At 43.7% G+C, this 23,618-nt stretch carries 18 protein-coding genes; 10 read left to right on the top strand and 8 right to left on the bottom strand.

Annotated features, from left to right (window positions below; all coding sequences use genetic code 11):
* Positions 1-221 precede the first annotated feature (221 nt).
* Positions 222-1,175 (bottom strand): bifunctional Delta(1)-pyrroline-2-carboxylate/Delta(1)-piperideine-2-carboxylate reductase, encoded by a 954-nt coding sequence (gene lhpI / locus E0F88_RS05575; RefSeq protein ID WP_131957201.1) that lies wholly within the window; start codon positions 1,173-1,175, stop codon positions 222-224.
* A gap of 167 nt (positions 1,176-1,342) precedes the next feature.
* Here lhpI and E0F88_RS05570 point away from each other — a divergent pair, with 167 nt between their 5' ends.
* The gene (locus E0F88_RS05570) at positions 1,343-1,795 is read left to right on the top strand and encodes a hypothetical protein (protein WP_131957199.1); all 453 of its coding nucleotides are present in this window, start codon (positions 1,343-1,345) and stop codon (positions 1,793-1,795) included.
* Positions 1,796-2,033: 238 nt separating this feature from the next.
* Here the strand turns inward: E0F88_RS05570 and E0F88_RS05565 are convergent, their stop codons facing one another.
* The 3 genes from E0F88_RS05565 to E0F88_RS05555 all read right to left on the bottom strand — a co-directional run bounded on the left by E0F88_RS05565 (position 2,034) and on the right by E0F88_RS05555 (position 4,654).
* Positions 2,034-2,606: a dihydrofolate reductase family protein gene (locus tag E0F88_RS05565; protein WP_131957197.1), complete on the bottom strand. Its 573-nt coding sequence runs from the start codon at positions 2,604-2,606 to the stop codon at positions 2,034-2,036.
* Between the two features lie 130 nt (positions 2,607-2,736).
* The gene (locus tag E0F88_RS05560) at positions 2,737-3,651 is read right to left on the bottom strand and encodes a helix-turn-helix domain-containing protein (RefSeq protein WP_131957196.1); all 915 of its coding nucleotides are present in this window, start codon (positions 3,649-3,651) and stop codon (positions 2,737-2,739) included.
* Between the two features lie 109 nt (positions 3,652-3,760).
* A complete protein-coding gene (locus tag E0F88_RS05555) occupies positions 3,761-4,654 on the bottom strand; it encodes an SDR family oxidoreductase (protein ID WP_131957194.1) in 894 nt (297 codons plus the stop codon).
* Between the two features lie 403 nt (positions 4,655-5,057).
* On the opposite strand from E0F88_RS05555, the gene E0F88_RS05550 reads away from it, so the two are divergent.
* Positions 5,058-5,849, top strand: a complete 792-nt coding sequence (locus E0F88_RS05550; RefSeq protein WP_131957192.1) for a hypothetical protein — start codon at positions 5,058-5,060, stop codon at positions 5,847-5,849.
* A 71-nt stretch (positions 5,850-5,920) separates the two neighbouring features.
* On the opposite strand, the gene E0F88_RS05545 is transcribed toward E0F88_RS05550, so the two are convergent.
* Positions 5,921-6,679, bottom strand: coding sequence for a DeoR/GlpR family DNA-binding transcription regulator (locus E0F88_RS05545; RefSeq protein WP_131957190.1), 759 nt, complete (start codon positions 6,677-6,679; stop codon positions 5,921-5,923).
* 250 nt (positions 6,680-6,929) lie between these two features.
* Here E0F88_RS05545 and E0F88_RS05540 point away from each other — a divergent pair, with 250 nt between their 5' ends.
* From E0F88_RS05540 to E0F88_RS05515, 6 genes are all read left to right on the top strand, one after another.
* The gene (locus E0F88_RS05540; RefSeq protein WP_131957188.1) at positions 6,930-10,130 is read left to right on the top strand and encodes a SusC/RagA family TonB-linked outer membrane protein; all 3,201 of its coding nucleotides are present in this window, start codon (positions 6,930-6,932) and stop codon (positions 10,128-10,130) included.
* 14 nt (positions 10,131-10,144) lie between these two features.
* On the top strand, positions 10,145-11,686 hold the full coding sequence (locus tag E0F88_RS05535; protein ID WP_131957186.1) for a SusD/RagB family nutrient-binding outer membrane lipoprotein: 1,542 nt from the start codon (positions 10,145-10,147) through the stop codon (positions 11,684-11,686).
* 52 nt (positions 11,687-11,738) lie between these two features.
* Positions 11,739-13,061 carry a gluconate:H+ symporter gene (locus tag E0F88_RS05530; RefSeq protein ID WP_131957184.1) on the top strand — a complete coding sequence of 441 codons (1,323 nt, stop codon included), beginning with the start codon at positions 11,739-11,741 and terminating at the stop codon, positions 13,059-13,061.
* 90 nt (positions 13,062-13,151) lie between these two features.
* Positions 13,152-14,507 carry an alpha-L-fucosidase gene (locus E0F88_RS05525; RefSeq protein WP_131957182.1) on the top strand — a complete coding sequence of 452 codons (1,356 nt, stop codon included), beginning with the start codon at positions 13,152-13,154 and terminating at the stop codon, positions 14,505-14,507.
* Between the two features lie 49 nt (positions 14,508-14,556).
* Positions 14,557-15,042 carry a RidA family protein gene (locus E0F88_RS05520; RefSeq protein WP_131957180.1) on the top strand — a complete coding sequence of 162 codons (486 nt, stop codon included), beginning with the start codon at positions 14,557-14,559 and terminating at the stop codon, positions 15,040-15,042.
* Positions 15,043-15,053: 11 nt separating this feature from the next.
* The gene (locus E0F88_RS05515; RefSeq protein ID WP_131957178.1) at positions 15,054-16,124 is read left to right on the top strand and encodes a dipeptidase; all 1,071 of its coding nucleotides are present in this window, start codon (positions 15,054-15,056) and stop codon (positions 16,122-16,124) included.
* Between the two features lie 130 nt (positions 16,125-16,254).
* On the opposite strand, the gene E0F88_RS05510 is transcribed toward E0F88_RS05515, so the two are convergent.
* From E0F88_RS05510 to E0F88_RS05500, 3 genes are read right to left on the bottom strand one after another with little or no spacing between them, the layout of a single operon-like run.
* Positions 16,255-16,533: a hypothetical protein gene (locus tag E0F88_RS05510; protein WP_131957177.1), complete on the bottom strand. Its 279-nt coding sequence runs from the start codon at positions 16,531-16,533 to the stop codon at positions 16,255-16,257.
* Positions 16,534-16,578: 45 nt separating this feature from the next.
* Positions 16,579-17,421: a helix-turn-helix domain-containing protein gene (locus E0F88_RS05505; RefSeq protein ID WP_131957175.1), complete on the bottom strand. Its 843-nt coding sequence runs from the start codon at positions 17,419-17,421 to the stop codon at positions 16,579-16,581.
* Between the two features lie 6 nt (positions 17,422-17,427).
* Positions 17,428-18,243 carry an oxidoreductase gene (locus E0F88_RS05500; RefSeq protein ID WP_131957173.1) on the bottom strand — a complete coding sequence of 272 codons (816 nt, stop codon included), beginning with the start codon at positions 18,241-18,243 and terminating at the stop codon, positions 17,428-17,430.
* Between the two features lie 886 nt (positions 18,244-19,129).
* Between E0F88_RS05500 and E0F88_RS05495 the strand changes: the two genes are divergently transcribed.
* A complete protein-coding gene (locus E0F88_RS05495) occupies positions 19,130-21,133 on the top strand; it encodes a hypothetical protein (protein WP_131957171.1) in 2,004 nt (667 codons plus the stop codon).
* 114 nt (positions 21,134-21,247) lie between these two features.
* Positions 21,248-23,521: a gluzincin family metallopeptidase gene (locus E0F88_RS05490; protein ID WP_131957169.1), complete on the top strand. Its 2,274-nt coding sequence runs from the start codon at positions 21,248-21,250 to the stop codon at positions 23,519-23,521.
* The last annotated feature ends 97 nt before the right edge of the window (positions 23,522-23,618 follow it).

Raw genomic sequence — 23,618 nt, 5'->3', positions numbered from 1 at the left:
CAAAAACAACTTCCAAAAACGCCCATTTTGTAGAAAAACATTGAACGCCTTATAGAACTAAGTTTTAAAAATTTGACAACACATCCCCTTACAGACAAGCAAAAAGAAAAATCCCCATATTATAACTTGATATTTTACAAAAAAAAAATCCTGACCCATGTTACCCAGGCCAGGAATCTTGCTGTAAATCGCTTAAAAAGCAAACTTCCGGTTCAAGTTTCTTATTGCTGGTCGGACTGGCTGGTAAACTTTTTAAAAACCAGCAGTGCCGCGGCAAGATCTTCCACTGCCAGTCCGGCAGATTTAAACAGGGTAATTTCTTCCTGGCTTTTTCTTCCCGGATGAGTGCCTTTCACCAACTCAACAATATCGGCCTGTATATCTTTCTCAGAAATAAGACGCTCTGCAATAGGTAATGCCAACTCTCCGGTTTCGTGTAATGCACCCATGCGGGAGTCAACAAAAATGCTGCTTTTCCGTATTGCTTCATTGTCCGTTTCGCGGGTATCCGGTTTGTGTGAACCGATCATATCCAAATGCGTCCCCGGCTTAATCCATTCTCCTTTTATTACGGGCGTTTTGGACAAAGTCGCGCAAGAAATCACGTCAGCCTCCCGTGCAGTTTTTTCCAGATCTGTTACGGCTTCTGCATCAATATTTTTAGTTTTAAGTGCGTTTACAAAAGCTATCAGTTTATCCTGATTCCGCATCCATATATTCACTTTTTTAAATTTGCGGACAGCAAGGTGCGCTTCAACAAGGTGTGTAGCCACCGCTCCCCCGCCAATGATCAGCAGGTTTTCAGCGTCTTCTCTTGACAGAAAAGAAGAGGCAAGTGCGGAGGTACAAGCGGTTCTTCTCGAAGTTAGCTGTGCAGCGTTCATCAGAGCCAGTGGCTGTCCGGTTATGGCGTTGCTTAGGATATATTGGGCAAATATGGCAGGGATATTTTTCCCGGCATTTCCAGGGGCTACGGTAACCTGCTTCATCCCGATGTACTCTTTATTCCATACAGGCATAAGAATCAACGTATTTTCCTCACCCTCAGCATTTTTATAAAAGTGGTGGTGACGAAGCGGCAGCGTATAATCAGAAAGAAATATTTCGCGCAAGGCCTCAATCAGTTCCGGATAGGCTAAATATTCACTTACCTTATCGTCAGGTATAATTAACATAGATGTATTGGATAAATATAAACTTCAAAATTAGTCAGCTGACTCTGGCAAGATATACGGTTTTTAACCGTAAGCAAACGTATTTTAGCAGAATACACCTTATGCCACTGTACACAAAGTTTTTTCAAAACTTTTATTTAGCTATAATTTAGATTTTAAAAACGTCTATGGGCTTACTTGAATGGTTTTTTGAATCCCGTAATCCGGGTCCGGTTGGTAAGGTCGGGATAAATCCACCTGAGCCTGACGATGAAGGTGAACCTCCACGAAAATGGCTTATTTACGTTGCGATTGTTGTGGGCCTGATTCTGGCAGGCACCGCTCTGTCCTGGGTCTTCGAAGATTCGGCTTACATAGGATTTAAGCAAAACCTTTACAGACTTTGCCTTTTTTTCCTCTATGTGTTAGTTGGTCATTTCGTGAGCGCCAAGCCCGACCATACGAATATTGGCTGGTTAGGGGGATTGGTTGACAACCCATTCAGAATCTCGGACGATTTTAACCGATGGGTCCTTTTTACACAGATTATTTTACTGCCTGGAAAATTAATTGCATATAGTTTAGTTATGAGCCTGATAATTGGCAGACACTTTTTTAAGAAGTTAAAACAGAGGTTATAGGCATCAGGACTCACATATCTCATCTACGCAGGCTCTAAACAGCCCGTACCCGAGATTGATTTATATATAAACCAGTTAGCGTGTATCGACTCTTCTCTCAACAGGCCAGTTGCACGTTCATACACTTTTTAACAACTCCCATGCCAATAAAGGCCTGTTTGTTCAACCTTAGGTATGAACTTTGTCAGCAGGTCGTGAAATTGGTTGAGATGAAATAGTTTTTAAGTTTCGCAAAAAGTCATTGAACCTCCTTTACATAATGTAAAGTCACCACCCCGGACCCGAGCGTTTTTGATTCCAATAATTTCAAATTACTCATTGGTGTTTTGCTGTCGAAAAGACTGATACCTTTCCCCAGAATAACCGGATGGAGTGTTAATTTATATGCATCGATCAGGCCAAGATTCATAAGGCTTTTAGCCAGTCCCGGGCTTCCGAATATCACCAGATCTTTGCCGGGTTGCTCTTTAAGTTTGTTTATCTCTTCTGCCACATTGTCTTTTATCAACGTCGTATTATTCCAGTCCGCACTGGGCAATGTTGTTGAGAAAACAATTTTAGGAATCTGATGCACCCATCGCGCATGGTCAAGCTCCTGTTCGTTTGCATCCGGATTATTCAAAACCGTGGGCCAGTAACCTTCCATCAAATGATAGGTATTCCTGCCGTAAACCGGCGAACCTACCGTTTTTATCAGCTCTTCGGCGAACTGCTGAAGTTCCTCGTTGTAAGATAAAAAACCGAGGCCGCCATTTATATCTCCGGCAAAACCATCCAGGGAAATGTGCGCGAACAAAACCAATTTTCTCATACTGATTACATTTTTTTTAATAAAAATATAAAATAGTTTGTTAGCGAACTATTGCCGGACTGCGAACAGTATAATAGCTTATCGACATTCCGGAAGTTCCCCAAAACTTCATAATATCCGACAGGACAACTTACCTGAACGAAGCCCTGAATTCCAAAGGTGACTGACTGGTTTTACTTTTGAACAGTTTGCTGAATGACTGAGGATGTTCAAAGCCGAGTGCGTACGCGATCTCCGTTACTGACAAATCGGTTGCCGATAAATTTTCTTTTGCTTTGGCGATCAGCTTTTCATGAATATGCTGTTGGGTATTGAGGCCGGTAGTCACTTTGAGCAGCGAACTAAGGTAATCTGAGGATAGGTTGAGTTGTTCTGCGAGGTAATTTACAGTTGGCAGCCCATTTTGTGAAGCATTATTTGCAAAGTGTTCATTCAACAACACTTCCAGTCTATCAAGCACCTGATGATTGGAAATTTGACGGGTTAAGAACTGGCGATGATAAAAGCGGTCGGCGTAGTTGAGCAATACTTCAATTTGCGACAGAATAATCTGCTGACTAAACTTATCCATGTTGCTTTGATACTCCCGACTGATATTTTGAACAATGCCGGTTATGATCGTTTCCTCCTGCTCTGACAGAAACAATGCTTCATGGGCCGAATAACCAAAATATTCATAATTTTTTATGTTTTTAGCCAAGGCGGTACGCCAAAAGAAGTCGGGATGGATCAGCAGCATCCATCCCGACCTGTCAGGCAAATCCCGGCTGACTTCAATCCTGAAAACCTGCCCTGGCGCAATAAAAAACATAGTACCTTCATCAAAATCATAATCCTGCTGACCGTATCTGAACTTGCCGTCGATATTTTTCTTTAAAGCGATCAGATAAAAATCGTTAACCCAGCTGATTTTACTAGTGTCAGGACCATGTTTGATTGAACGATAATCAATAAGGCTGATCAACGGATGTAAAGGCGGAGTTAGCCCCCTCGACCTGTGATACTCGCTGATCGTTTTAATCCTTTGAATCCTGTTATCATTCATATGTACTAACTTTATCAGCACAATTTAGTAATATTTCAGCAAAGAGGGTACCGCTGCATTTTCATTAACATCTGCTATTAGATCTGAAAATATACGTTGAACAAAGAGCTTAACTGTTTGTGTAAAAGGTTTTGATGTCCTTGATAAGCTCTGTTCCTCCAGGCTGCCAGCCCAGAGCACGCTGTGTTTCATCGCCTGATGCCTGCACATCCATGGCCGCAAAATTTGCGAACGAACCAAAGTGTGCTGCCGCGTCCTCTTTATTTTTTGCCACCACAGGAATATTTAACAAATGCCCAATGGCAGCAGCGATATCTTTGAAAGCAACACCCTGCTCAGCTACGGCATGGTAACGTGTACCGCCGGGCGCTGCCTTTTCCAGTGCAAGCCGATAAAGTTTGGCAGCATCAGATCTGTGTACGGCAGGCCAGTAATTTAATGGCTCGTCCTGGAAAACGGAGATGCCCTTTTCTCTGGCAATGTTGACCAGCATGGGAACAAAGCCATGATCGCCCCTGCCATGTACAGTAGGAGAAAGGCGTACTACTGCTATCTGCACACCGTTTGCGGCAACTGCATCTGCCGCCTGTTCTGATGCAATACGGGGATTCGGACCGGGTACGGGGTGGTCACTTTCATAAACAACGCGGCCGCGAGGAAGCAGTCCCAGCGCGGATGTTACAACAATTGGTCGCTGATCATCTGCATAAACATCTCCCAAGGCTTCAATAATTCGACGATCGTTCTCGCAGCTTTCTTTGAACACAGTAAAATCGTCGTGGTTAAAGGCCGTATGAATAACACCGTCTGCCACGGCAGCACCTTTACGAATACTATCTAAATCATTTAAATCCCCAAAATGCACTTCCGCTCCGAGTGAACGAAGCATTTTCGCCCCATTTTCCGAACGGGTAAGGCCCAACACCTGATGACCTGCCGCGAGTAATTCCACAACGACAGCCGAGCCAATAAAACCTGTGGCTCCGGTAACAAATACTTTCATAGTTTTAAATTTAATTTATCGATCCCACGGGTCGTCCAGAGCTTGTTTTCATTATGAATACAAATATCAGCTAAGCTGGATTTATTTATTTAGCCAAATCCATGTTTGTTGTAGCCAATACCGGGGAACTCAGTTACAGGAAGTTATTGTGGTTATAATTTTAAACGCCGGGAAGTAATTCAGGCTATTTCTAAAGGCCTGAGAAAGTTAAATCACAAAGAAAGGTTCGGTAGATTTTAAAACTAAATACTTTTTAAACCAAATAGGTTATTTACATGCGATCAAAAAAGGCGCTGAGACAAAAAACGGGAGTTTATTTATTTCAGAATAACAATTCCAATATTAAGAATACCATTATTTTTAACTTCTGGAGAGTTGGCTGGATTACATAAATATATTAAAAATGAAAATAGACAAATCAGGAAAAATTCTGCTTTTAATTTTAATGTTGGTGGCTAACGAAGCACTTGCGTGTATGTGTATGCATTACAAATTTGCCGAGAAGTATATACAATCTGATTTCGTAGCAGTAGCCAAAATAACAAAGGTTTATCCTAATGAAGGTGAAGAAGAAATTTACAAGGCCGATATTAAGATAAGGAATCTGTTAAAGGGAGAAAACCTGCAATCCATTTACATACAGGGTCGCAGCGATGGAAAGAGAGGAAGTTCATGCAGTATTTTTATTCCGGAAAATACGGAGTTGATTATTTATGCCAGAAAAACAGCGAAGAATAAATTTTCCTTTGGATCCTGTTCCGGTTATTTAATACTGAATCAAAAAGGTATAGGACGTGAGAAAACTGAAAAACGGGAAATGGAAATGTTAAAACTTCTAAAAGCAGAAAATATAAATTTCACAAACACAATTCGAATTGGAAATAAAATGGGATTTTCCGATAAACTAAAAAAGTTTGATGGTATTAACCTGAATAAAAGCTATTCAATTTACGAAATTACTTTGGCCTCTGACCTATCGGTTAAGAAACTAGATTTGATAAGCGGATTTGGCGGAAAGGTCGACAATGAACTGAGTAAAATTATCCAAAAATCCACATGGACAAGCTTTGAATATAAAAGTGAACGTTCGGTAGTTAAAGACAAAGTCCCGGATGGCTGTAAATTTTTACTGGCCTTTTATTTTTATAATGCTGAAAAAGTTAGCAAAAGCTTTATAGGTGAATATGATCTTTGAAAATAATATGAGGCGAAAGTCTAAACATTTCATCCTACACCTAATCAGCTAAATGTCCCCTCAACCCAAAATCACAAAATTTCCAACTGGCCGTTCTTGAAAGAAGAAAGAACCGGGGAGTCCGAAGGAAGCTCGGTGATGAGATAATCTATTTCCTGTAAATCGGCTACTTTCATTTTCATCACTGAATTTAATTTCTCAGAAATGGAAAGCACCGCAACTTTTGCAGATGCTTTGATCATCGATTTTTTAACCTGAACAGTCTCCCAGTCTGAGTCGGTCAGTCCGCCCTGCGTGTCCAGCGCGTTGGTTCCTATGATACACAAGTCTGCCTTTATCTCCGACAAACGCTGATGAACTTCGCCGCCTACCATCATCTGGCTATAACGGGATACCTGCCCTCCTATCAGTAAAATCTCAATATTAGGCTTGTCCAGTAACTCCACGGCTGTGAGCGGGTTAACAGTCATAAAGGTTGCTGAAAAATCTTCCGGAATAAGTTTAACCAGTTCACGGATAGTCGTCCCTCCTCCGATCAGCACCAGCATTCCTTTCTTTAACAGCGTCAGTGCCTTGCGGCCAATGATCTCTTTTTGTGAGTGGGCATAGGTCTCTTTCAGACTGGAATTATGATGATAAGCCTTTGACATGGCGCCACCGCGAATCTTTATAATATCCCCTTCCTCTGCAAGTTCATTCAGGTCACGCCGTACGGTATCTTCTGAGACGTTCAGTTTCTCGGTCAGTTCGATCAGCGAAATTCGCGTATGGATATTGATCTCTTTCAGGATCAGATCTTTTCGTTCTTTTTTTAAAAGGCTAACAGACATTGGTATTCTGATTCATATAAATGATGGCTGGCAACAAAGGTATAAAAAATGCAGATTTTAACTCATCTTCCATACGAAAGTGCAAAAATTGCAACCTTTTACCATCTTTAAATTAAAATAATGGCCTTTTTAAAAATTAAATTGCAAAAACTGCGTTAAATCTAAAATTATATTTTATGTTTGCCTCATTAACGCAGGAGTATATTTGCATAATTTGCAAAAAACCTAACTAGTAATATCACCTATAACTATGAAAAAAAATCGACAATCAGAAGACGCCAGAAGCTTACTAAGCCTTTCATTCGCAGGAATAATGGCTTTCAGCGTTTTTGGTGGAGTTGTAGCTAATGGGAAGGCAATGGAGTTAGTAAAAGTTTCCAGGCATTTCCAGACGGCAAAAGAAATTTCGGGCAGTGTTGTTTCTGCAAAAGATGCAACACCTGTCATTGGCGCAACCGTGCTGGTGAAGGACAATCCGAGTGCCGGTGTGATTACCGATGTGGATGGTAATTTTAAACTCGTACTGCCAGACACCTATACCGGAAAGCAGGTAACTCTGGTGATTAGGAGCGTTGGTTTTGAGACAATTGAAATGCTTGTGGAAGAAAACCAAACTTCACTTGCGATTAAACTGAATGAAAATGCGGAGCAGCTTGGCGAAGTAGTCGTTACTGCTCTTGGCATGAAAAAGGATAAAAGAGCATTGGGTTACGCGGTTACGGAAATAAGCGGATCGCAATTTACCCAGGCTCGGGAAAACAACGTAGCGAACGGCCTTACAGGTAAAATTGCAGGGGTAAACGCCACCGGGTTATCAACAGGGCCTGGCGGTTCCAGCCGTGTGGTGATTCGCGGTAATGGTTCTTTAACCGGTAACAGCCAGCCATTGTACGTCATCAATGGTATGCCGATTGATAACAGTGTTCCTGGTGGGTCTTCTACGGTAAACGGACTTGGAACAAAAGCAGGTACCGACCGTGGTGACGGGATCGCGGCAATCAACCCGGACGATATCGAATCAATGACGGTATTAAAAGGCGGTGCAGCTGCTGCGTTGTATGGTTCACGCGGTGCCAATGGCGTTATTCTTATCACAACAAAAAAAGGAAAGGCGCAAAAAGGAATCGGAGTTGAGTACAATGGTACCTATACGATGGAGAATGTGTCGGTTTTTCCGGACTTCCAATATGAATACGGACAAGGTGATGGCGGTGTAAAGCCAACTACGCTTGCACAGGCACAAGCCACGGGTCGCCGCTCGTTCGGTTCCCGGATCGACGGTTCAACCGATTACATGGCTGCTGATGGTAAAACACATGCTTATTCGGCTCAGAAAGACAATCTTAAAAATTTCTATCAGACCGGAACGACATCGACACACTCCGTGGCACTGTCCGGCGGAAATGATGCAGTGGTGTACCGCCTTTCTCTTGCTGACTTAAATGCTAAAAGCGTATTACCGTCCAATACATATAATCGTAAAACGGCTAGTTTAAACATTTCGGCAAAGCTCAGCAGCCGCCTTCGTGCAGAAGCGGTAGTTCAGTATAATCGCGAAAAAGGAAAAAACAGACCGGTTGCAGGTGATGCCCTGGGCAACCCCAACTGGATGGCTTATGAAGTTGCCAACACGGTAGATGTTCGCTGGCTGGAACCGGGACATGACGCAAATGGAAATGAAATGCTCTGGAATGACGCCGGGATTGTTACAAACGGATATTTCTTCGTAAATAAATTCAAGCAGGTGGATACCAAAGACCGTTTTATCGGGCAGGCTTCTGTTTCCTACGATATTCTGAAAAACCTGACGGTGAAAGCCACAACGACCCGCGACTTTTATAACTACAATTTTACCAGCGTTATGCCAACCGGAGGACAATACATTCCTCAGGGACAGTACGATGGAATTAAGTCGGATGTGTCGGAAACCAACAGCATGATCACGGCTAACTATAACACCAAATTTGGTGAGAATGTCGGTTTTTCAGCAATGGTGGGTGCCAACGGACGTCAGTTCACTAACAACCAGTTTGATTTTACAGGTCAGGGTTATACGATACCTTATTTCTATAGCTATTCCAATCTGGCAACTTCCTCGGCTGTGCCTACTGAAACCAATGTTAAGACCAATTCTGTATTTGGTTCTGCGGATTTCGATTATAAAAACATCTGGTTTGTAACTGCGACAGGTCGTCAGGACTGGTTTTCTACTTTAAGCCCTACTGCAAACAGTATTTTCTACCCGAGTTTTGCAACCAGCCTTATGCTTTCAGATATCTTCCAGATGCCAAAGTCAATAGATATGCTGAAACTACGCGCTTCATGGGCGCAGGTAGGTGGCGGCGGCCCTGATCCTTATGCAATTAACCTGGCATACAGCAGTGTGCCAAGCGCAAGTTCTGTTCCCCTGCAGAATGTTAGCTCCGCTTCTATCACCAATGCACAACTTAAGCCATTTACCTCTACTACCACTGAGTTTGGTTTAAATGCGCGTTTGTTCCGTGGCCGTGTAAATCTGGATGTAGCTGTATATGATAAAAAATCTACCAATGATATCGTAAGCGTGCCTATTTCGCTTGCATCGGGTTATACCAATGCCATCCTGAACTCGGGAGAGCTAAGTAATAAGGGAATAGAGTTGTTATTGGAGGTGACCCCGTTTAAAAACGAGAATTTCTCATGGGATGCGGGATTCAACTTTGCCTATAACAAAAGCGAAGTATTAAAACTGGCCGAAGGAATCTCGACTTTCTCAATTGGTACTTCCGCAAACGGTAACGCCTTTATCAACAACCAGGTGGGAATGCCTTTCGGTGGTATCTACGGTTACCGTATGAAGAGAAATGACCAGGGAACGATCATTTATGATACCAACTCCAACCTGCCGGTACAAACAGATAACAATCAGTACCTGGGGAATGGTGTTCATCCTTACACAATGGGCTTAACCAACACATTTAAATACAAAAACTTCTCACTGGATGTACTCGTGGACGGTAAGTTCGGAGGAGATGTGTTCTCGGTAATGGAAGTTTATGCTACCCGTCTGGGACTCATGAAATCAACATTACCAGGACGTGAAAATGGGTTGCTTCTGGAAGGTGTGACTGCCACTGGTGCTGAATACAAGTATACCGTTCCTGTTGCTAACCTGCGCAGCGCTTACTATAACAACCTGAACCGGTACACTGAGCTTTTTGTACATGATGCAAGTTTTGTGAAGTTACGTCAGGTTGTTCTTTCTTACCGCCTGCCGGCTGGTTTCCTGAAAGCAGTGGGTGTTCAGTCCGCAAGTGTCTCCCTGGTAGGACGTAACCTCCTGATTCTCTACAAAACAACAGACAACTTCGATCCTGAACAAGGTCTGACCAGTGGCGCTGCGCAAGGAATCGAATCTATTGGTTTGCCTCGTACCCGTTCGTTTGGTTTGAACCTCAATCTGAAATTTTAATCACCGAGAAAGAAATGAAAAAATCATTCATAAAATATACATTACTCGCCGCTTGCAGCACTTTGTTGCTTAGCTCCTGCGATAAGGATTTCGTTGAACTCAACACCAACCCGAATGCGGTTACCGTTCCCAATACACCGTATATTTTTAGCAAAGCGGTTTATGATGGTGCTGCTTACAGCGGTAACAAGGGTTCATTGTTGTTTGGTCTGATGCAATACACGACTAGCTATAACGATGTGGAAGGTTTTGGTTCCAAATACGTTGCCTCACAGGTAAACGCGACCGGCGGTGTTTTCACCAACGCCTATCCGAATCAGATCAATGAAATAGGTGAAGTAATTAAAGCAGTAAAAGACGATCCGACAAAGGTTAATCTTTATGCCGTTGCCAGGATCTGGCGGGTATATTGTTTCAGCCGTCTGACTGATTTGTATGGTGATATCCCCTACTCTGAAGCCGGACAAGGTTATAACCTTTCTACTTTTCAACCTAAATATGATACCCAGAGCGCCATTTATGCTGATATGCTGAAAGAACTGGAAGCATCTGCGACCAGCCTCGATGCTGCAAATGCAGCAACGTTCGGAAGTTCTGATCTGATCTATCAGGGCAATATTGTTAAATGGAAAAAACTGGCCTATTCGCTGATGCTGCGTTTGGGGATGCGTTTGACAAAAGTTGAACCAGCTACCGCACAGACCTGGGTAACTAAAGCAATTGCAGGTGGTGTAATCCGCGATTATGCCGACATCGCAAAGGTAAGCTATCTTTCAGGCGGTCAGAATATTAATAAAAACCCGATTGCCTGGCAACTTTTGAATGATAATTACCTGCGTGCAGATGGTGTCAACAATACAGAGGGTGGAAAATACCAGAATGTATTTATTAATTCTTTGAAAGCAAATAATGACCCCCGTTTAAGTGTGCTTTCGGTGGTTTATGTAAATGGTGTTGCCAGCTCGGATGAATCGATTCAGAAGGGAATGCCTGCGACAATTAACGGGACCAAACCTGCTGATTTTGTAACCTATTCCGAGCCTAAGCAAACCACAGTATTGAAGGTTGATGCGCCATTATTATTATTCACTACTGCGGAATCAAACTTCCTGTTGGCAGAAGCTGCTCTGAAAGGTTGGTATACAACGGAAACCGCTGCCAGTTTGTATGAAAAAGGTGTTCGTGCCGCAATGCAGCAATGGGATTTGATCAGTGGTACAACTAACACCATCAGCCAGGCCCGTATTGACAGCTACGTAACAGCCCACGCTTTCAAAACTACCGGAACTATGGCGCAGCAATTGGAACAGATTTACAACGAATTCTGGGTTGGAATCTTCCCTGACGCCCAGGAAGTTTATAATAACTATCGTCGTACCGGTTACCCCGCATTGGTACCTAACGTTTATCCCGGCAATGCCACCGGTGGTAGAATTTTCCGCAGATTCCTCTACCCCGTTTCAGAGCAAACCCTTAACCGTGAAGCCTACAATGCGGCGGTTCAGCAACAGGGAACAGATGATTTGCTAACCCGTATCTGGTGGGACAAACCTTGATAAACCTGTAAGCCTTATACGAAAATACAATCGATCAATTTTGTCCTGAAATATGCTGATTCTCTTTACCGTCGTTTCGATCTTGTTACTGGTCTACCTAATTGCCGGCCTGAAGCTCGATACGTTTGTCTCCTTTATTCTGGTTTCAGTAACACTGGGGCTTGTGGCAGGAATGACGGTAAGCGATATAAGTATTTCCGTTCAAAAAGGAATTGGTGCCACGCTTGGCGATCTGATACTGATTATTGGTTTCGGCGCCATGCTGGGGAAACTGGTTGCCGACAGCGGAGCCGCTCAGAAGATTACCGATGAGCTGGTACGCTTTTTCGGAGTGTCCCGCATCCAATGGGGCATGATGCTTTCGGGTTTTATAATTGGTATTCCGCTTTTTTATAATGCCGGCTTCACCATTGTAATCCCACTCATTTTTATGATCGCCAGCAGTACCGGTTTGCCATTGCTTTATATAGCCATACCCATGCTCTCCGCTTTGTCGGTAGCGCATGGGTATTTGCCCCCGCATCCGTCTCCCGCAGCTATTGCGAGCCAGCTGCATGCGGATCTGGGCAAGACGCTGATGTATGGTATTTTGGTGGCTATTCCGGCAATTGTTATATCCGGTCCCATCTTTGGGCGTTCGCTCAGAAACATGAAAGCAGAACCCCGGAAGGACCTGTTTAATCTCCAGCCGCGGCCACAACACGAGTTACCTGGTATTGGCATCAGTATCGTTACAGCCCTCCTTCCGGTTGTTATACTCATAAGCACTTCCGGTATTCGCTCGGTAAGCGGGCTGCCTCAACAGGGTTTTGTGTCTGAGATAATCGCCTTAATTGCCCTTCCCTGGTTTGGAATGTTGCTTTCCGTACTCTTTGCCGGTTTCTTTTTAGGTGTGCGGCGGGGTAAAAGTGTTGGAGAAATTTCCAGCTCCTGTGAAGAGGCCTTTAAAGCGGTAGCAGGAATATTGCTGATCATTGCCGGAGCAGGCGTATTTAAGCAAATTATGACAGACAGCGGCATCAACAACGCACTGGCCGAATTACTTAAATATGCTACACTTTCACCGTTGATCCTGGCCTGGTTTATGGCAGCGATTATCCGGGTATGCGTAGGCTCAGCCACGGTTGCAGGACTTACGACGGTCGGGATTCTTGCTCCGACCTTGCTGGCACAAAGCGTACATCCGGAACTGGCCGTGCTGTCGATCGGTGCGGGAAGTCTGATGTTTTCCCACCTGAATGATGGCGGATTCTGGCTCTTCAAAGAATACTTTAACCTAAGTATAAAAGACACTATTCTCAGCTGGTCGTTAATGGAAACGATTATTTCGGTGGTTGGCCTACTTGGAATACTGTTATTAAACGCATTGATATAAATCGGTAAAAAATCAGCAAACCTAATTAATTGCAAAACAGTTGGATATCCTGCACTCAGCAGCTCCTCCGAACTATAATTGAGTAACCGCATGTTTTTAAAAAAAGTAATTATTCTGTTACTGGGTGTTTATTTTACTGCAAACGCGCAAAAGTTACAGGTCAATAATAAACCCGAACGCATAGAATGGTTTCAGGATCTGGCTTTCGGAATGTTCATCCATTGGAATGTAGATGTGACGCTCGGTGCGGTGATCAGCCATTCTCTGGCAGGAGCTTCGGATGAATACGTAAACAAGTACATCAAGGAACTTCCTGACTTCTTCAACCCAAGCAAATTCAATCCTGCGGGAATGGCTAAACTGGCGAAACTTGCGGGTATGAAATACGTGGTATTTACTGCAAAACATCATTCAGGGTTTTGTATGTTTAATACAAAAACGACTCCCTTCAATGTAATGCAAACGCCTTATGGAAAAGACATTACAAAAGAAGTTGTGGATGCTTTCAGGAAAGAAGGGATTGCGATAGGTATCTATTTTTCTCCGGAAGATTTTTATTTCTTTCATCAAAACAAAATCCAGATTGGCCGTTTGCAGCTACCGGAACATTATCCTGCCAAGAATCCGAAGCTGATGGAGTACGACAAAAAGCAGTTAAAAGAATTGCTATCCAACTATGGAAAAATCGATATTCTGTTTATCGACGGTCCTGGTGATGGCCTGCGGGAATATGCATGGAGCCTGAACCCTGATTTGGTGATCACTCGCGATATCATGAATACCCCGGAGCAAAATACGCCCGACGAACCGCTACCCCGCCCCTGGGAAGCCTGTTATACGATGGGAACCGACTGGCAGTATAAGCCTACCAACGATCCGCACAAAACTGGTACAGAGATCATTAACATGCTTACTGAAATCAGAGCGAAAGGAGGAAATTTTCTTTTGAATATTGGACCTAAACAGGACGGCGAGATTCAGATAGAACAGGAAGCCCTTTTGCAGGAGGTAGCGCTCTGGAATTTTGCCAATGGTGAAGCCATTCATAAGGTGAAACCCTTGCCGGTTGTAAGAGAAGGAAATATCTGGTATACCCAGTCGAACGACGAAAAATACATTTATGCGATCGTTCAACGCAGCGACGCCGACGACTGGAAATATGGTTCACGCAAGAACTTTGTGTTGACACATATTGAAGGAACTCCGCAAACAAAAGTGACCATCCCTGGTTACAAAAGTGAACTGGTTGAATACCGGGAAGGCCTCGACGCAGGAATTTACACAGCGCCAACACCGATAGGTCTGGTGGTGAGCGCGGTAAATGGTCAGCGGTTTTATACCAATAATCAATGGCCAAATTCCGTAGTCCTCAAAATAGAAAATGCCCGTTTCCGGAAACTCAATATACCTGCTGCTACGCAAAGTAAAATGGACGGAGCTAAGTAGAAATTGGAACAAAAACATTTAATAAGTTACAACAACGAAATCAGATTTTATGAACATTGAAGCGACAATCAACAGCCCCGAACAAGCATTTGAATCACTTAATTTATCATTGCCACCAGCCCCAACTCCACTGGGTGTATACAAGCCCTGCTTAATTGACGGAAAATATTTGTATTTGTCCGGCCATGGCCCTGTGCGGGACGATAAAAGCCTGATTATAGGCCGGATAGGAAGTGAACTTGATATTGAACAAGGCAAACTGGCCGCACGTCAGGTTGGATTAACGATGCTTTCGACGATAAAAGATAATGTTGGAAGTCTCAACAAGATTAAACGGGTTGTTAAAATATTGGGTATGGTAAACTGCACCTCAGATTTCGAGCGCCACCCCTATGTGATCAACGGCTGCAGCGAACTTTTTGCGCAGGTCTGGGGTACTGAAAACGGAATTGGCGTAAGAAGCGCGGTGGGTATGGGATCATTGCCCGACAACATTCCGGTAGAGGTTGAGGCGCTGTTTGAATTACATGATTAATTAGAAAACGTATGTTTATATTCGATGCCCATCTCGACCTGAGCATGAATGCCGTGGAATGGAACCGCGATTTGCGGTTGCCGGTAACGGAAGTGCGGGCCCGGGAAGCAGGAATGACCGATAAGCCCGACCGGGCAAAAGGTACTGTCACCTTTCCGGCATTACGGACGGGAAATATAGGATTGGTTGTTGCAACCCAGATTGCCCGGTTCGTAAAACCCGGAAGCCCGATTCCCGGCTGGTATTCACCACAGCAAGCCTGGGCAATGACGCAGGCGCAGCTGGCCTGGTATCAAAGCATGGAAGAGTGCGGGGAAATGGTTCAAATCCATAACCTCGAAACACTTGAACAACACCTGACACTTTGGAACGACGGCACGCCAAATGACAGCAAACCGATTGGTTATATCCTGAGTCTGGAAGGAGCGGATTCGCTTGTTACCCTGGGACATGTGGAGCGCGCTTACAACTATGGGCTCCGCGCGATTGGACCTGCACATTATGGTCCCGGGCGTTATGCACAAGGCACGGATGCTACCGGTTTTATGGGCAAACCGGGTCAGGATTTGCTTAAAGAAATGGAGCGGCTGAATATCATCCTGGATGCAACCCATCTTTGCGATGATAGTTTTTGGGAGGCTATGGATCACTTTAACGGACCTGTCTGGGCAAGCCATAACCTTTGCCGAAGTCTGGTTAACCACAACCGGCAATTCAGCGACGAGCAGATTAAAGAATTGATTAGCCGCGGTGCAGTGATCGGTGGCGCACTGGATGCCTGGATGATGGTACCAAACTGGGTTCGCGGACAGTCAACGCCATTGGGTATGCATTGCGACCTGGCCGTGATGGTCGACCATCTGGATCATATTTGTCAGCTTGCCGGCAATGCCAACCATGTTGGTATCGGCTCCGATCTGGATGGGGCTTTCGGATTGGAACAAAGCCCCCACGACTTGGACACCATCGCAGACCTGCAAAAGGTCACAACCATTCTGGAACAAAGAGGATACTCTCCCACCGACATCGAAAACGTAATGCACGGAAACTGGCTGCGGTTTTTGAGGAAGAACTGGAAGTAGGGAACTTTTAAAGTAAAGTAGCCAGAGGACCGTCCGTTACGGCTCTCTGGCCACTCACCCTGACTTAATATTCGCAGTTTTTGCAAAGTATGAATGACGCTGTCGCTTCTTCCATTAATTACAAAATTTATTAATTTTTTCTCTCAAACGTCGCGACATACGCAACCCGATAATCATTTGTACCAAATGGCACGGTTGTTATTGATACATTCACCAATCTGAAACCCTGGCTTTTATTCAGATTAACTTCTTCCCTGATTTTTGCAGCCACATTTTTATGACCTATTTCCTCTCCGGAAATTATTTGTGTTTCATACGTTTCCTGAGCCTGTATTGAACTTGTAATCGCATAAACAGATATGGAAATTAGAAAAGTGCAGATAACCACACCGATAAATGTCTTTTTCATGAAGCTAAAGATTTTTGTGTTAAAGTCCTTCTTTCCGAATTCCGCCTACGTTACCTGATCGTAGGTCTGTATTTTTCTTTTATGTATCAACTCCGTTGGCGTCAGGCCGAATAGTTTTTTGAACGCGAATGAAAAGTGTGAGAAGTTTTCAAACCCGACTTCCAGATACACTTCTGACGGACGCAGTTTTTTCTTTGAAATGAGATAATGAGCTTGCTCCAGACGCTTTTGTTGTAACCACTTTTCGGGTGTTGTTTCAAATATCTTTGTAAAATCCCTTTTAAATGAGGAAAGGCTACGTCCGGCGAGTTTGGCAAATGATGAAAGCGGAATGTTATACTTGTAATTATGATTCATATAAGCCTCCAAATCTATCTTATGCGGTTCCTGAAAATCAAACAGAAAGTTTTGGAAAACTTCACTTGTCTGGAGCAATAACTCAATAGCTTCACGGGTTTTAAGCTCCGCAAGTTTTACAGTAAATTTTTTCGGGTTGTCAATATATGGCAGCAATGAATCAAAAAATCCTTTTAAAAACACATTTCCCTTCAGGTCAATCATAGGAGTATCTTTATACGAACTTTGCTTCAAGATATTATTTTCTGCTGCGTATTCTTGTAGGGATTTTTGGTCAAGAAATATGCTGATTAAAGTAACTGGTTTACCATTTGGACCAGGCCTTTTTAACTTTTTAAATAACTGATTTCTACGCATAATGCAAATTGAACCTTCTTTTAATACAAATGTTTCCTTATTTGTATAATAAAGTGATTCTCCGGAAAGCATTATTCCCAGAGCGTGCTCGGGGAAGTAATGTTCGGTGCTCTGTAATTTTTGATAACCACAGGAATACAGGATATTATGCTGAAGAATCAAGTTGTCTTCCATAGTTGGTTATTTTATTTGACTCATAATTAATTTATCCATCAGCTTATCGGATAAAATCCCTCTAAGGAGCAACAAAACCGTTGAGGCCAGTTGATTGGTTGTATATCGTGTTTTTGGATTTTTTGCCTCAATTCCCTTTTTGATCAGTTTTGCTACAACGATTGGCTCCACGACATTGCCCGCTAACTCGGCGAACACCTTATTCGTTTTGATCGCCAGGTCTTTATAGGCTGTATTTCCCGAGACCTTTAACAAACTATCCGTAGCAATATTCCCCCATTCCGAGTTAGTGGCGCCCGGCTCCACAACGATGACGTCAATACCAAATTCTCTGACTTCATTTCTCATACTGTCGCTTAACGCTTCCAACGCAAACTTGGTTGCGTGATACCAGCCACCTAATGGAAAAACAATTTTACCACCAACAGACGAAATGTTCACAATCCTGCCATATTTATTTTCCCGCATTTTAGGCAAAACCAGCTGCGTCACCCTCATTGCACCGAATACGTTAACTTCCAACTGATATCGCGCGTCGTCTATAGAAACATCTTCAATCGCCCCATAAGAGCCAAAACCTGCATTGTTCACCAAAATATCAACACTTCCCGCTTCTTCCAAAATCTGATTTACACAATCCAATACACTTTCATCTTTTGTAATGTCCAACGTAATAGCTCGGATACCGTAAGCTTTAAGATCCTCCATGTTTTCCAACCTGCGTGCTGCACCATAAACATGGTAGCCATTCTGTGCCAAATAAATTGCCGTTGCTCTGCCAATTCCCGCCGAAGCACCCGTAACTAAAACTGTCTTTTTCATTTCCATAAAGTTATAGTGCAAAGGTAATTCGGGCGTGCAAGGCGTAGTTTGTCGAAACGTTCAGGTTTGTGTGCTGAAAAGTTCAGAGGAAAGATACCTGTTTGGGAAGTATCACAGTTGACTCAGTTTGCTATCCATGGTATTTCGGTCGGAGGCAGATTAGGTGCACTGTACGTTCTGTACTTTTATTTATATATTTCACTACAAATATTGCAGTGCGCTGCACCTTTTTGGCAGAGCACCAATATAATTGTAGAAATTATAATGCAGAATTTTCAAAGATGCAGTGCTCCGGAATAAATTTGTCAGTCACTACAAAATACTGATTGTGCGGAATGCACTTCACGCCTAGGTGAAAGATAAAGTACCTCCAATTCTTCTTGCACAGGCGATAGTACAGTTGATTTATCTACTTAGGACCTAAAACTTTGCCTGAACAAGCACAGGCGGAATGTATCCGGTAGGCAAAGGCTCAATTCACGTTTTTAACCTCAAAATAGCCAAATATTATTCATAAATCGTGATTTTACATACCTATATCAATATTTTTTTATTGCCGTTAAATAAGATTGTCTTGTCTCAGCTTTATTAATTTAAGTCATTTACTGCCACATTCACCGGCCCGCTATTCTTTAATAAAACCCGCTATTCTTTAATAAAAATAAGATGTAACCGTAGTTACCGGCAATATCGGTATAGGGAAGATCTATGTGCTTTAAGCTAAACAGAAATTTGATCCTGTGTCTTTTTGACCTGTGTTTTTTTCAATCAGGAGTGTGTCTGTTTCGTATGCTTAAGCGACTAAAAAAGAGAAAACACATTAATATGGCGTACTCCGAAAAGCCCGAAACAGAGTAGGAAAACAACAATTTATCTGGTTATAGAAATGAAAACGCACAACATGGTTCCAATTGCCGATTTAATTCCTGACGACGAAACACAAGGGTTAACGCCAAATCCCGAAGGGCCGTTTAACCCGCCATTGTCTCCGCAACTACCCCAGCTCCCGACAACGCCTTTTCCTGTTCCCACACAGCTTTGTTTCATCGATCTGAAAGCCGGATGTTATAAAATTAAATACACACCAGCCTCGCCGTTGATCCTGACTCCTTATTACCTGGGAACAATTCGGGTAGAAAATACGGGCGGCGGCAAGCGGATCAGCGGAGATTTGTACAAATTCAGTAACATACTGCCTTTCCCATTTCCTGTAGTCGTACAAGGCAATGATGCAGCTGCCGATGCCCCGACAGCGATTCCAATTTACTCCCGCACAAAATATTATTCGTATCTGAAAGGCACGGGCTTTGCGAAATCGTCTGTATTTAGCGCAACTTGCCAGATGACCATTACACTGGATGAGTATGTATACAATAAGCCGGTAGCACCCAGTTTCAACGGCACTTTCAACAACGCTAAGTCCCGCACAATTAAAATAATCGTAAAGAAGGGAGTAGACGCAAACACATTCACAGGCAATTTATACGAAGGGGCAGTTAACAAAGGGGCTGTGACGTTGGAATGGGTATCAGAATACTACCGCAGAGCAGTTGTCGAGATTGATACTCTGGTGGGCTCAGTGCCACCCGTGCCCGTAAATCCGGGAACAGCTGCCGAGGAGAGTTTCAAAACAATTTTCAAGACCGTTGGCTGGGAAATGACCCCCATCTACAATGACTTAAATGTGGCGGTACCGGCCGGGGTAACACCAACTAACTGCTGGCCAGATGCAACATTACATGCTTTGATGGCCGTTGTGAAAAGTCCCGCAGCCAGTCTAGATGCAGAATGGAGATACCACATGATGGTAGTCCCGGGTAATTTGGGTTGCTCAAGGGGGAAAATGTATGATTCAATAGGTGCACACAGAGAAGGGGTTGTGAGTTACTCTGACGACGGTTACCCAACCGGCCACTCTTCTAATTTTGGTACAGCAGCGAATAAAAAACAACGTAACGTACCAAGGGCTTACATCAGAAGTGCTGCCCATGAACTGGGACATGCGTGTAATATGATCCACCAGGAGGGAGAAGGCGGCGCAGACAATTCAATTATGACCACTACGCCAAGTGTTGCCGACGTATTGGGTGGACCGGCATCAGGAGCTGCAGGTGTATTTCCCGACCACATACACCTTGGTTTCAACGAACATTGCCGGCAGCATCTGATACATTTCCCCGACGTGGTGGTACGGCCCGGAGGGCTTAACTTTGGTGCGGGGCACAATACTTTTGCCCCGCAGGCTTCCGACTACGAAGTGCTCGATGCACGGCATGTTTCATTTGTCGTCAAGGCACAGTCTGACAGGATCAAAATAGGCGAGCCATTGCTGCTAGCCTGGGAGGCAACGAATAATTCGGGCCAGGAAATAAATATTCCGTCGGACATCAGCCACATTACTGAACTGGTGAATATTTCGGTTATAGATCCGGATGGTAATGAAACCGAAATTCCAAGTTTTGTCATCGAGTGTGAGCATATTTCGATCAAACCTCTGCCCGACAAAAAAAAGCTGGCTGCCGCTACCAATTTGTTTTGGGGAAGCAAAGGCTTTGCTTTTACAAAACCTGGCAAACACATTGTCAACATCTTTATTGGCTGGAATGATAAGGGAGTCCATACTGCGCTTTCGGCGTCAAAGGAGGTGTGGGTAGACTACCCCGTAACAGAAAAGGACAATGAAGTGGCCAGTCTGATGATGAACGATGAAGTTGGAATGTTCGTCGCGCTGGGTGGCCAGGCATATCATTTGACCGAAGCTTCGAAGCGGATTGCCAAGGTCATCGACATTGATGCTGGTCATGCGGTGGCAAAAGCGATGAATAAATTGTATTCGTCTAACTCAGCGCAGGCCTATATTCCTATTGAGAAGAAGATGGTTAAGAAGTAATTGAAAATTTGCCTTGGGATTGTTTGGCTTTCAGATCAGTTGTCAGCAGGTCAAATAATCCCAAAGATAAATCCCTGCCGGCTTCATTAATTTAACCAGCAAAACATCCACAGTATGGCAACAAATTTTCACTTAGCTCCACCAGCTACTTTGAATAGTGGCATGATGTGCGTCCCAATCGATATCAGTCATATCGAAGCGAACATGGTTTTTGATTTGTCAAACCATACAGCAAAGGGTGATGCCTTTATAAAATACTTAACCGGCAGCGTCAGCGGCTGCCCGATTTTCGATCTCAGGCAGACCATTACCGAAATATTTGAAGATGATAGTCTGGTCGCCACACCGCTCAATAAAATATTTACAGCTGATTTCGGAGGTGGCGCAAATGCGGGCATGAAGGTTTTGAAACAGACTCTGCCAGCCAATTCTGCTCACAAACTCAGGCTTAAATACAATATCGGTATTCCTGATGCATCAACGGCCGGATCTTACCAGCCACATGTAGACTTCACCGGTAACAGGTTGGTGTTTAATTTTGGATTTACCGATCTTGGCGCTGGCCGGTACCTGGAATCTTTCGCGCCTGCCAATCTGGTCTACGACCAATATTCCATTGAAATTAATGTAAGGCTTGTCAATAGCACAGTAAGTCACAGTGTTATTACCAACGGAATAGTTACAAGCCTGGGCTTCAACAACTGGAAAATAAGCTTTCCGACTACGAGCACCGCGCTATCCACCTTGCTGGAAATAAGGCCTGCGGATACCCTAACGTGTCAGTCCGACACGGTTCTTTTGCCGGTGAGTGGCCAAACCGTTACCATAACGGCCTGGAAACCGGCCACTTCGGCTCTTGATCTTGCAACGCAACTGGCTGCTGTGAAATCGCGTCTTATTGGCAACGAAAATAACTTTGGCCCATACTCCCATGGAAACCGGTTCACGGTATTCCTGAACACTGGTGGTATGGAATATGACGGAGCAACAACCACATCACCGGGAAGTTTGAGCCACGAAGTTTTTCATAGCTGGTGGGCCAGGGGGATCAAACCAAGTTCTCAGCCTGATGCCTGGTGGGATGAGGCGTGGACAACCTACTATGACGGCGGCGGAGGTAATCTTTCATTTCCCTTTAATTTTGCCAATGCACCGGTTGAATTATGCCCCCGAAATCCATGGATTCGCATTACAGCGCCGGGATCCTACGACGCAGGTAATACATTCTGGAAAGGGATTTCGGCATTGATAGGAAATATAGCGCTCAGATCCCTGATGAAAAGCTTTTACGTCAAATATAAAAGTACGCTTGTGTCAACCACACAGATCGAGTCATACCTGTTGGCAAAGTCGGGTAATGCGACCATTGTTGATGCATTTCACAAATTTATCTATGGGATTGGCGACCCCGTCAGTACACCTGATATCTGGTTGAAGGATGATACAACAGATGTATTGGGGAATAATTTATTAACGGGCCGTTTCTGGAACTCGCCGGACATTTGGGTTCGTAATAAAGACGACGATGGTTTAACACATCAATCGCCGGAATTCGGGCAGGATAATTGGATCTATGCGCGTGTGCGCAATAAAAGTGCCGTGCAGGTTATTAAACATTTTGCCGTCGCTTTCAATGTGAAACATTATGCGGGCACTCAATTTACGTATCCGGATGACTTTTTGCCATGCCTGGACGTCGCTGTGGGTTTTAATTTATTACCCGGATCGAGCCAGGTCGTAAAAATAAGATGGAAGAAAAAGTATGTATTACCCGCAAATTCCCATGCATGCATCGTTGTAGCAGCACTAACCCGTGGAGATGCAACCGTTAGTGGAAGCCACGTGTGGGAAAGTAATAATCTGGCCCAAAAGAATGTGACCATAGTCGACGTTAAACCAAACGGGTTTGTTTTGATCCCCTTCATGGTTGGCTATAATCTTTTGATCAAGGCCACAAATTTTAAGCTGCAACTGATAAGACCTCCGTTGTTTCCCAAACTTGAAGTAAGTATAATCCACAATTCTAAGATATTCTCAAATTTTAGTTCGCTGCAGCCCTGGACACATTTTCGCCCTGATACCCTTCCTTCATCAACCGGCGAAGTTCCTCATGAACATGAACCGGATTTTTCGGTGAGGACAAATCACAGCGACAGGATTGAAATCGGGTTTCCGAATTCAAGTTACGAAATGCACTTTGCTCCTGAACATATCAGTACACTCAGTTTTCCCTTAAAGAAAAAGGATAGTTTATTACTGTATCTGAAAATAAAATTACCCTCTGCCATCCGTCACGACGGACCTTTGCTCTTTGATCTGCTGCAGACTACATCCGATAGCAAAAAAATTGTTGGGGGGATTTCGATTGAGGTAAACGTTGTACAGTGAATATTTTGACATCGTATTTAATTGAATGGATTCCCGTCGATAATGTTGATTTGGATCATTCTAAAAATAGAGGAATGTGATTAAGTAAATGGGTGCG

Source organism: Dyadobacter psychrotolerans (assembly GCF_004349265.1).
Lineage (GTDB): Bacteria > Bacteroidota > Bacteroidia > Cytophagales > Spirosomataceae > Dyadobacter > Dyadobacter psychrotolerans.
Note: the sequence above shows the minus strand (reverse complement) of the source record. Positions and strands in the feature narration are given on the sequence as shown.

Excerpts from the sequence above, each read along its gene's own strand:
- lhpI (WP_131957201.1), bottom strand. The coding sequence starts at position 1,175 with ATGTTAATTATACCTGACGATAAGGTAAGTGAATATTTAGCCTATCCG.
- E0F88_RS05570 (WP_131957199.1), top strand. The coding sequence starts at position 1,343 with ATGGGCTTACTTGAATGGTTTTTTGAATCCCGTAATCCGGGTCCGGTT.
- E0F88_RS05565 (WP_131957197.1), bottom strand. The coding sequence starts at position 2,606 with ATGAGAAAATTGGTTTTGTTCGCGCACATTTCCCTGGATGGTTTTGCC.
- E0F88_RS05560 (WP_131957196.1), bottom strand. The coding sequence starts at position 3,651 with ATGAATGATAACAGGATTCAAAGGATTAAAACGATCAGCGAGTATCAC.
- E0F88_RS05555 (WP_131957194.1), bottom strand. The coding sequence starts at position 4,654 with ATGAAAGTATTTGTTACCGGAGCCACAGGTTTTATTGGCTCGGCTGTC.
- E0F88_RS05550 (WP_131957192.1), top strand. The coding sequence starts at position 5,058 with ATGAAAATAGACAAATCAGGAAAAATTCTGCTTTTAATTTTAATGTTG.
- E0F88_RS05545 (WP_131957190.1), bottom strand. The coding sequence starts at position 6,679 with ATGTCTGTTAGCCTTTTAAAAAAAGAACGAAAAGATCTGATCCTGAAA.
- E0F88_RS05540 (WP_131957188.1), top strand. The coding sequence starts at position 6,930 with ATGAAAAAAAATCGACAATCAGAAGACGCCAGAAGCTTACTAAGCCTT.
- E0F88_RS05535 (WP_131957186.1), top strand. The coding sequence starts at position 10,145 with ATGAAAAAATCATTCATAAAATATACATTACTCGCCGCTTGCAGCACT.
- E0F88_RS05530 (WP_131957184.1), top strand. The coding sequence starts at position 11,739 with ATGCTGATTCTCTTTACCGTCGTTTCGATCTTGTTACTGGTCTACCTA.
- E0F88_RS05525 (WP_131957182.1), top strand. The coding sequence starts at position 13,152 with ATGTTTTTAAAAAAAGTAATTATTCTGTTACTGGGTGTTTATTTTACT.
- E0F88_RS05520 (WP_131957180.1), top strand. The coding sequence starts at position 14,557 with ATGAACATTGAAGCGACAATCAACAGCCCCGAACAAGCATTTGAATCA.
- E0F88_RS05515 (WP_131957178.1), top strand. The coding sequence starts at position 15,054 with ATGTTTATATTCGATGCCCATCTCGACCTGAGCATGAATGCCGTGGAA.
- E0F88_RS05510 (WP_131957177.1), bottom strand. The coding sequence starts at position 16,533 with ATGAAAAAGACATTTATCGGTGTGGTTATCTGCACTTTTCTAATTTCC.
- E0F88_RS05505 (WP_131957175.1), bottom strand. The coding sequence starts at position 17,421 with ATGGAAGACAACTTGATTCTTCAGCATAATATCCTGTATTCCTGTGGT.
- E0F88_RS05500 (WP_131957173.1), bottom strand. The coding sequence starts at position 18,243 with ATGAAAAAGACAGTTTTAGTTACGGGTGCTTCGGCGGGAATTGGCAGA.
- E0F88_RS05495 (WP_131957171.1), top strand. The coding sequence starts at position 19,130 with ATGAAAACGCACAACATGGTTCCAATTGCCGATTTAATTCCTGACGAC.
- E0F88_RS05490 (WP_131957169.1), top strand. The coding sequence starts at position 21,248 with ATGGCAACAAATTTTCACTTAGCTCCACCAGCTACTTTGAATAGTGGC.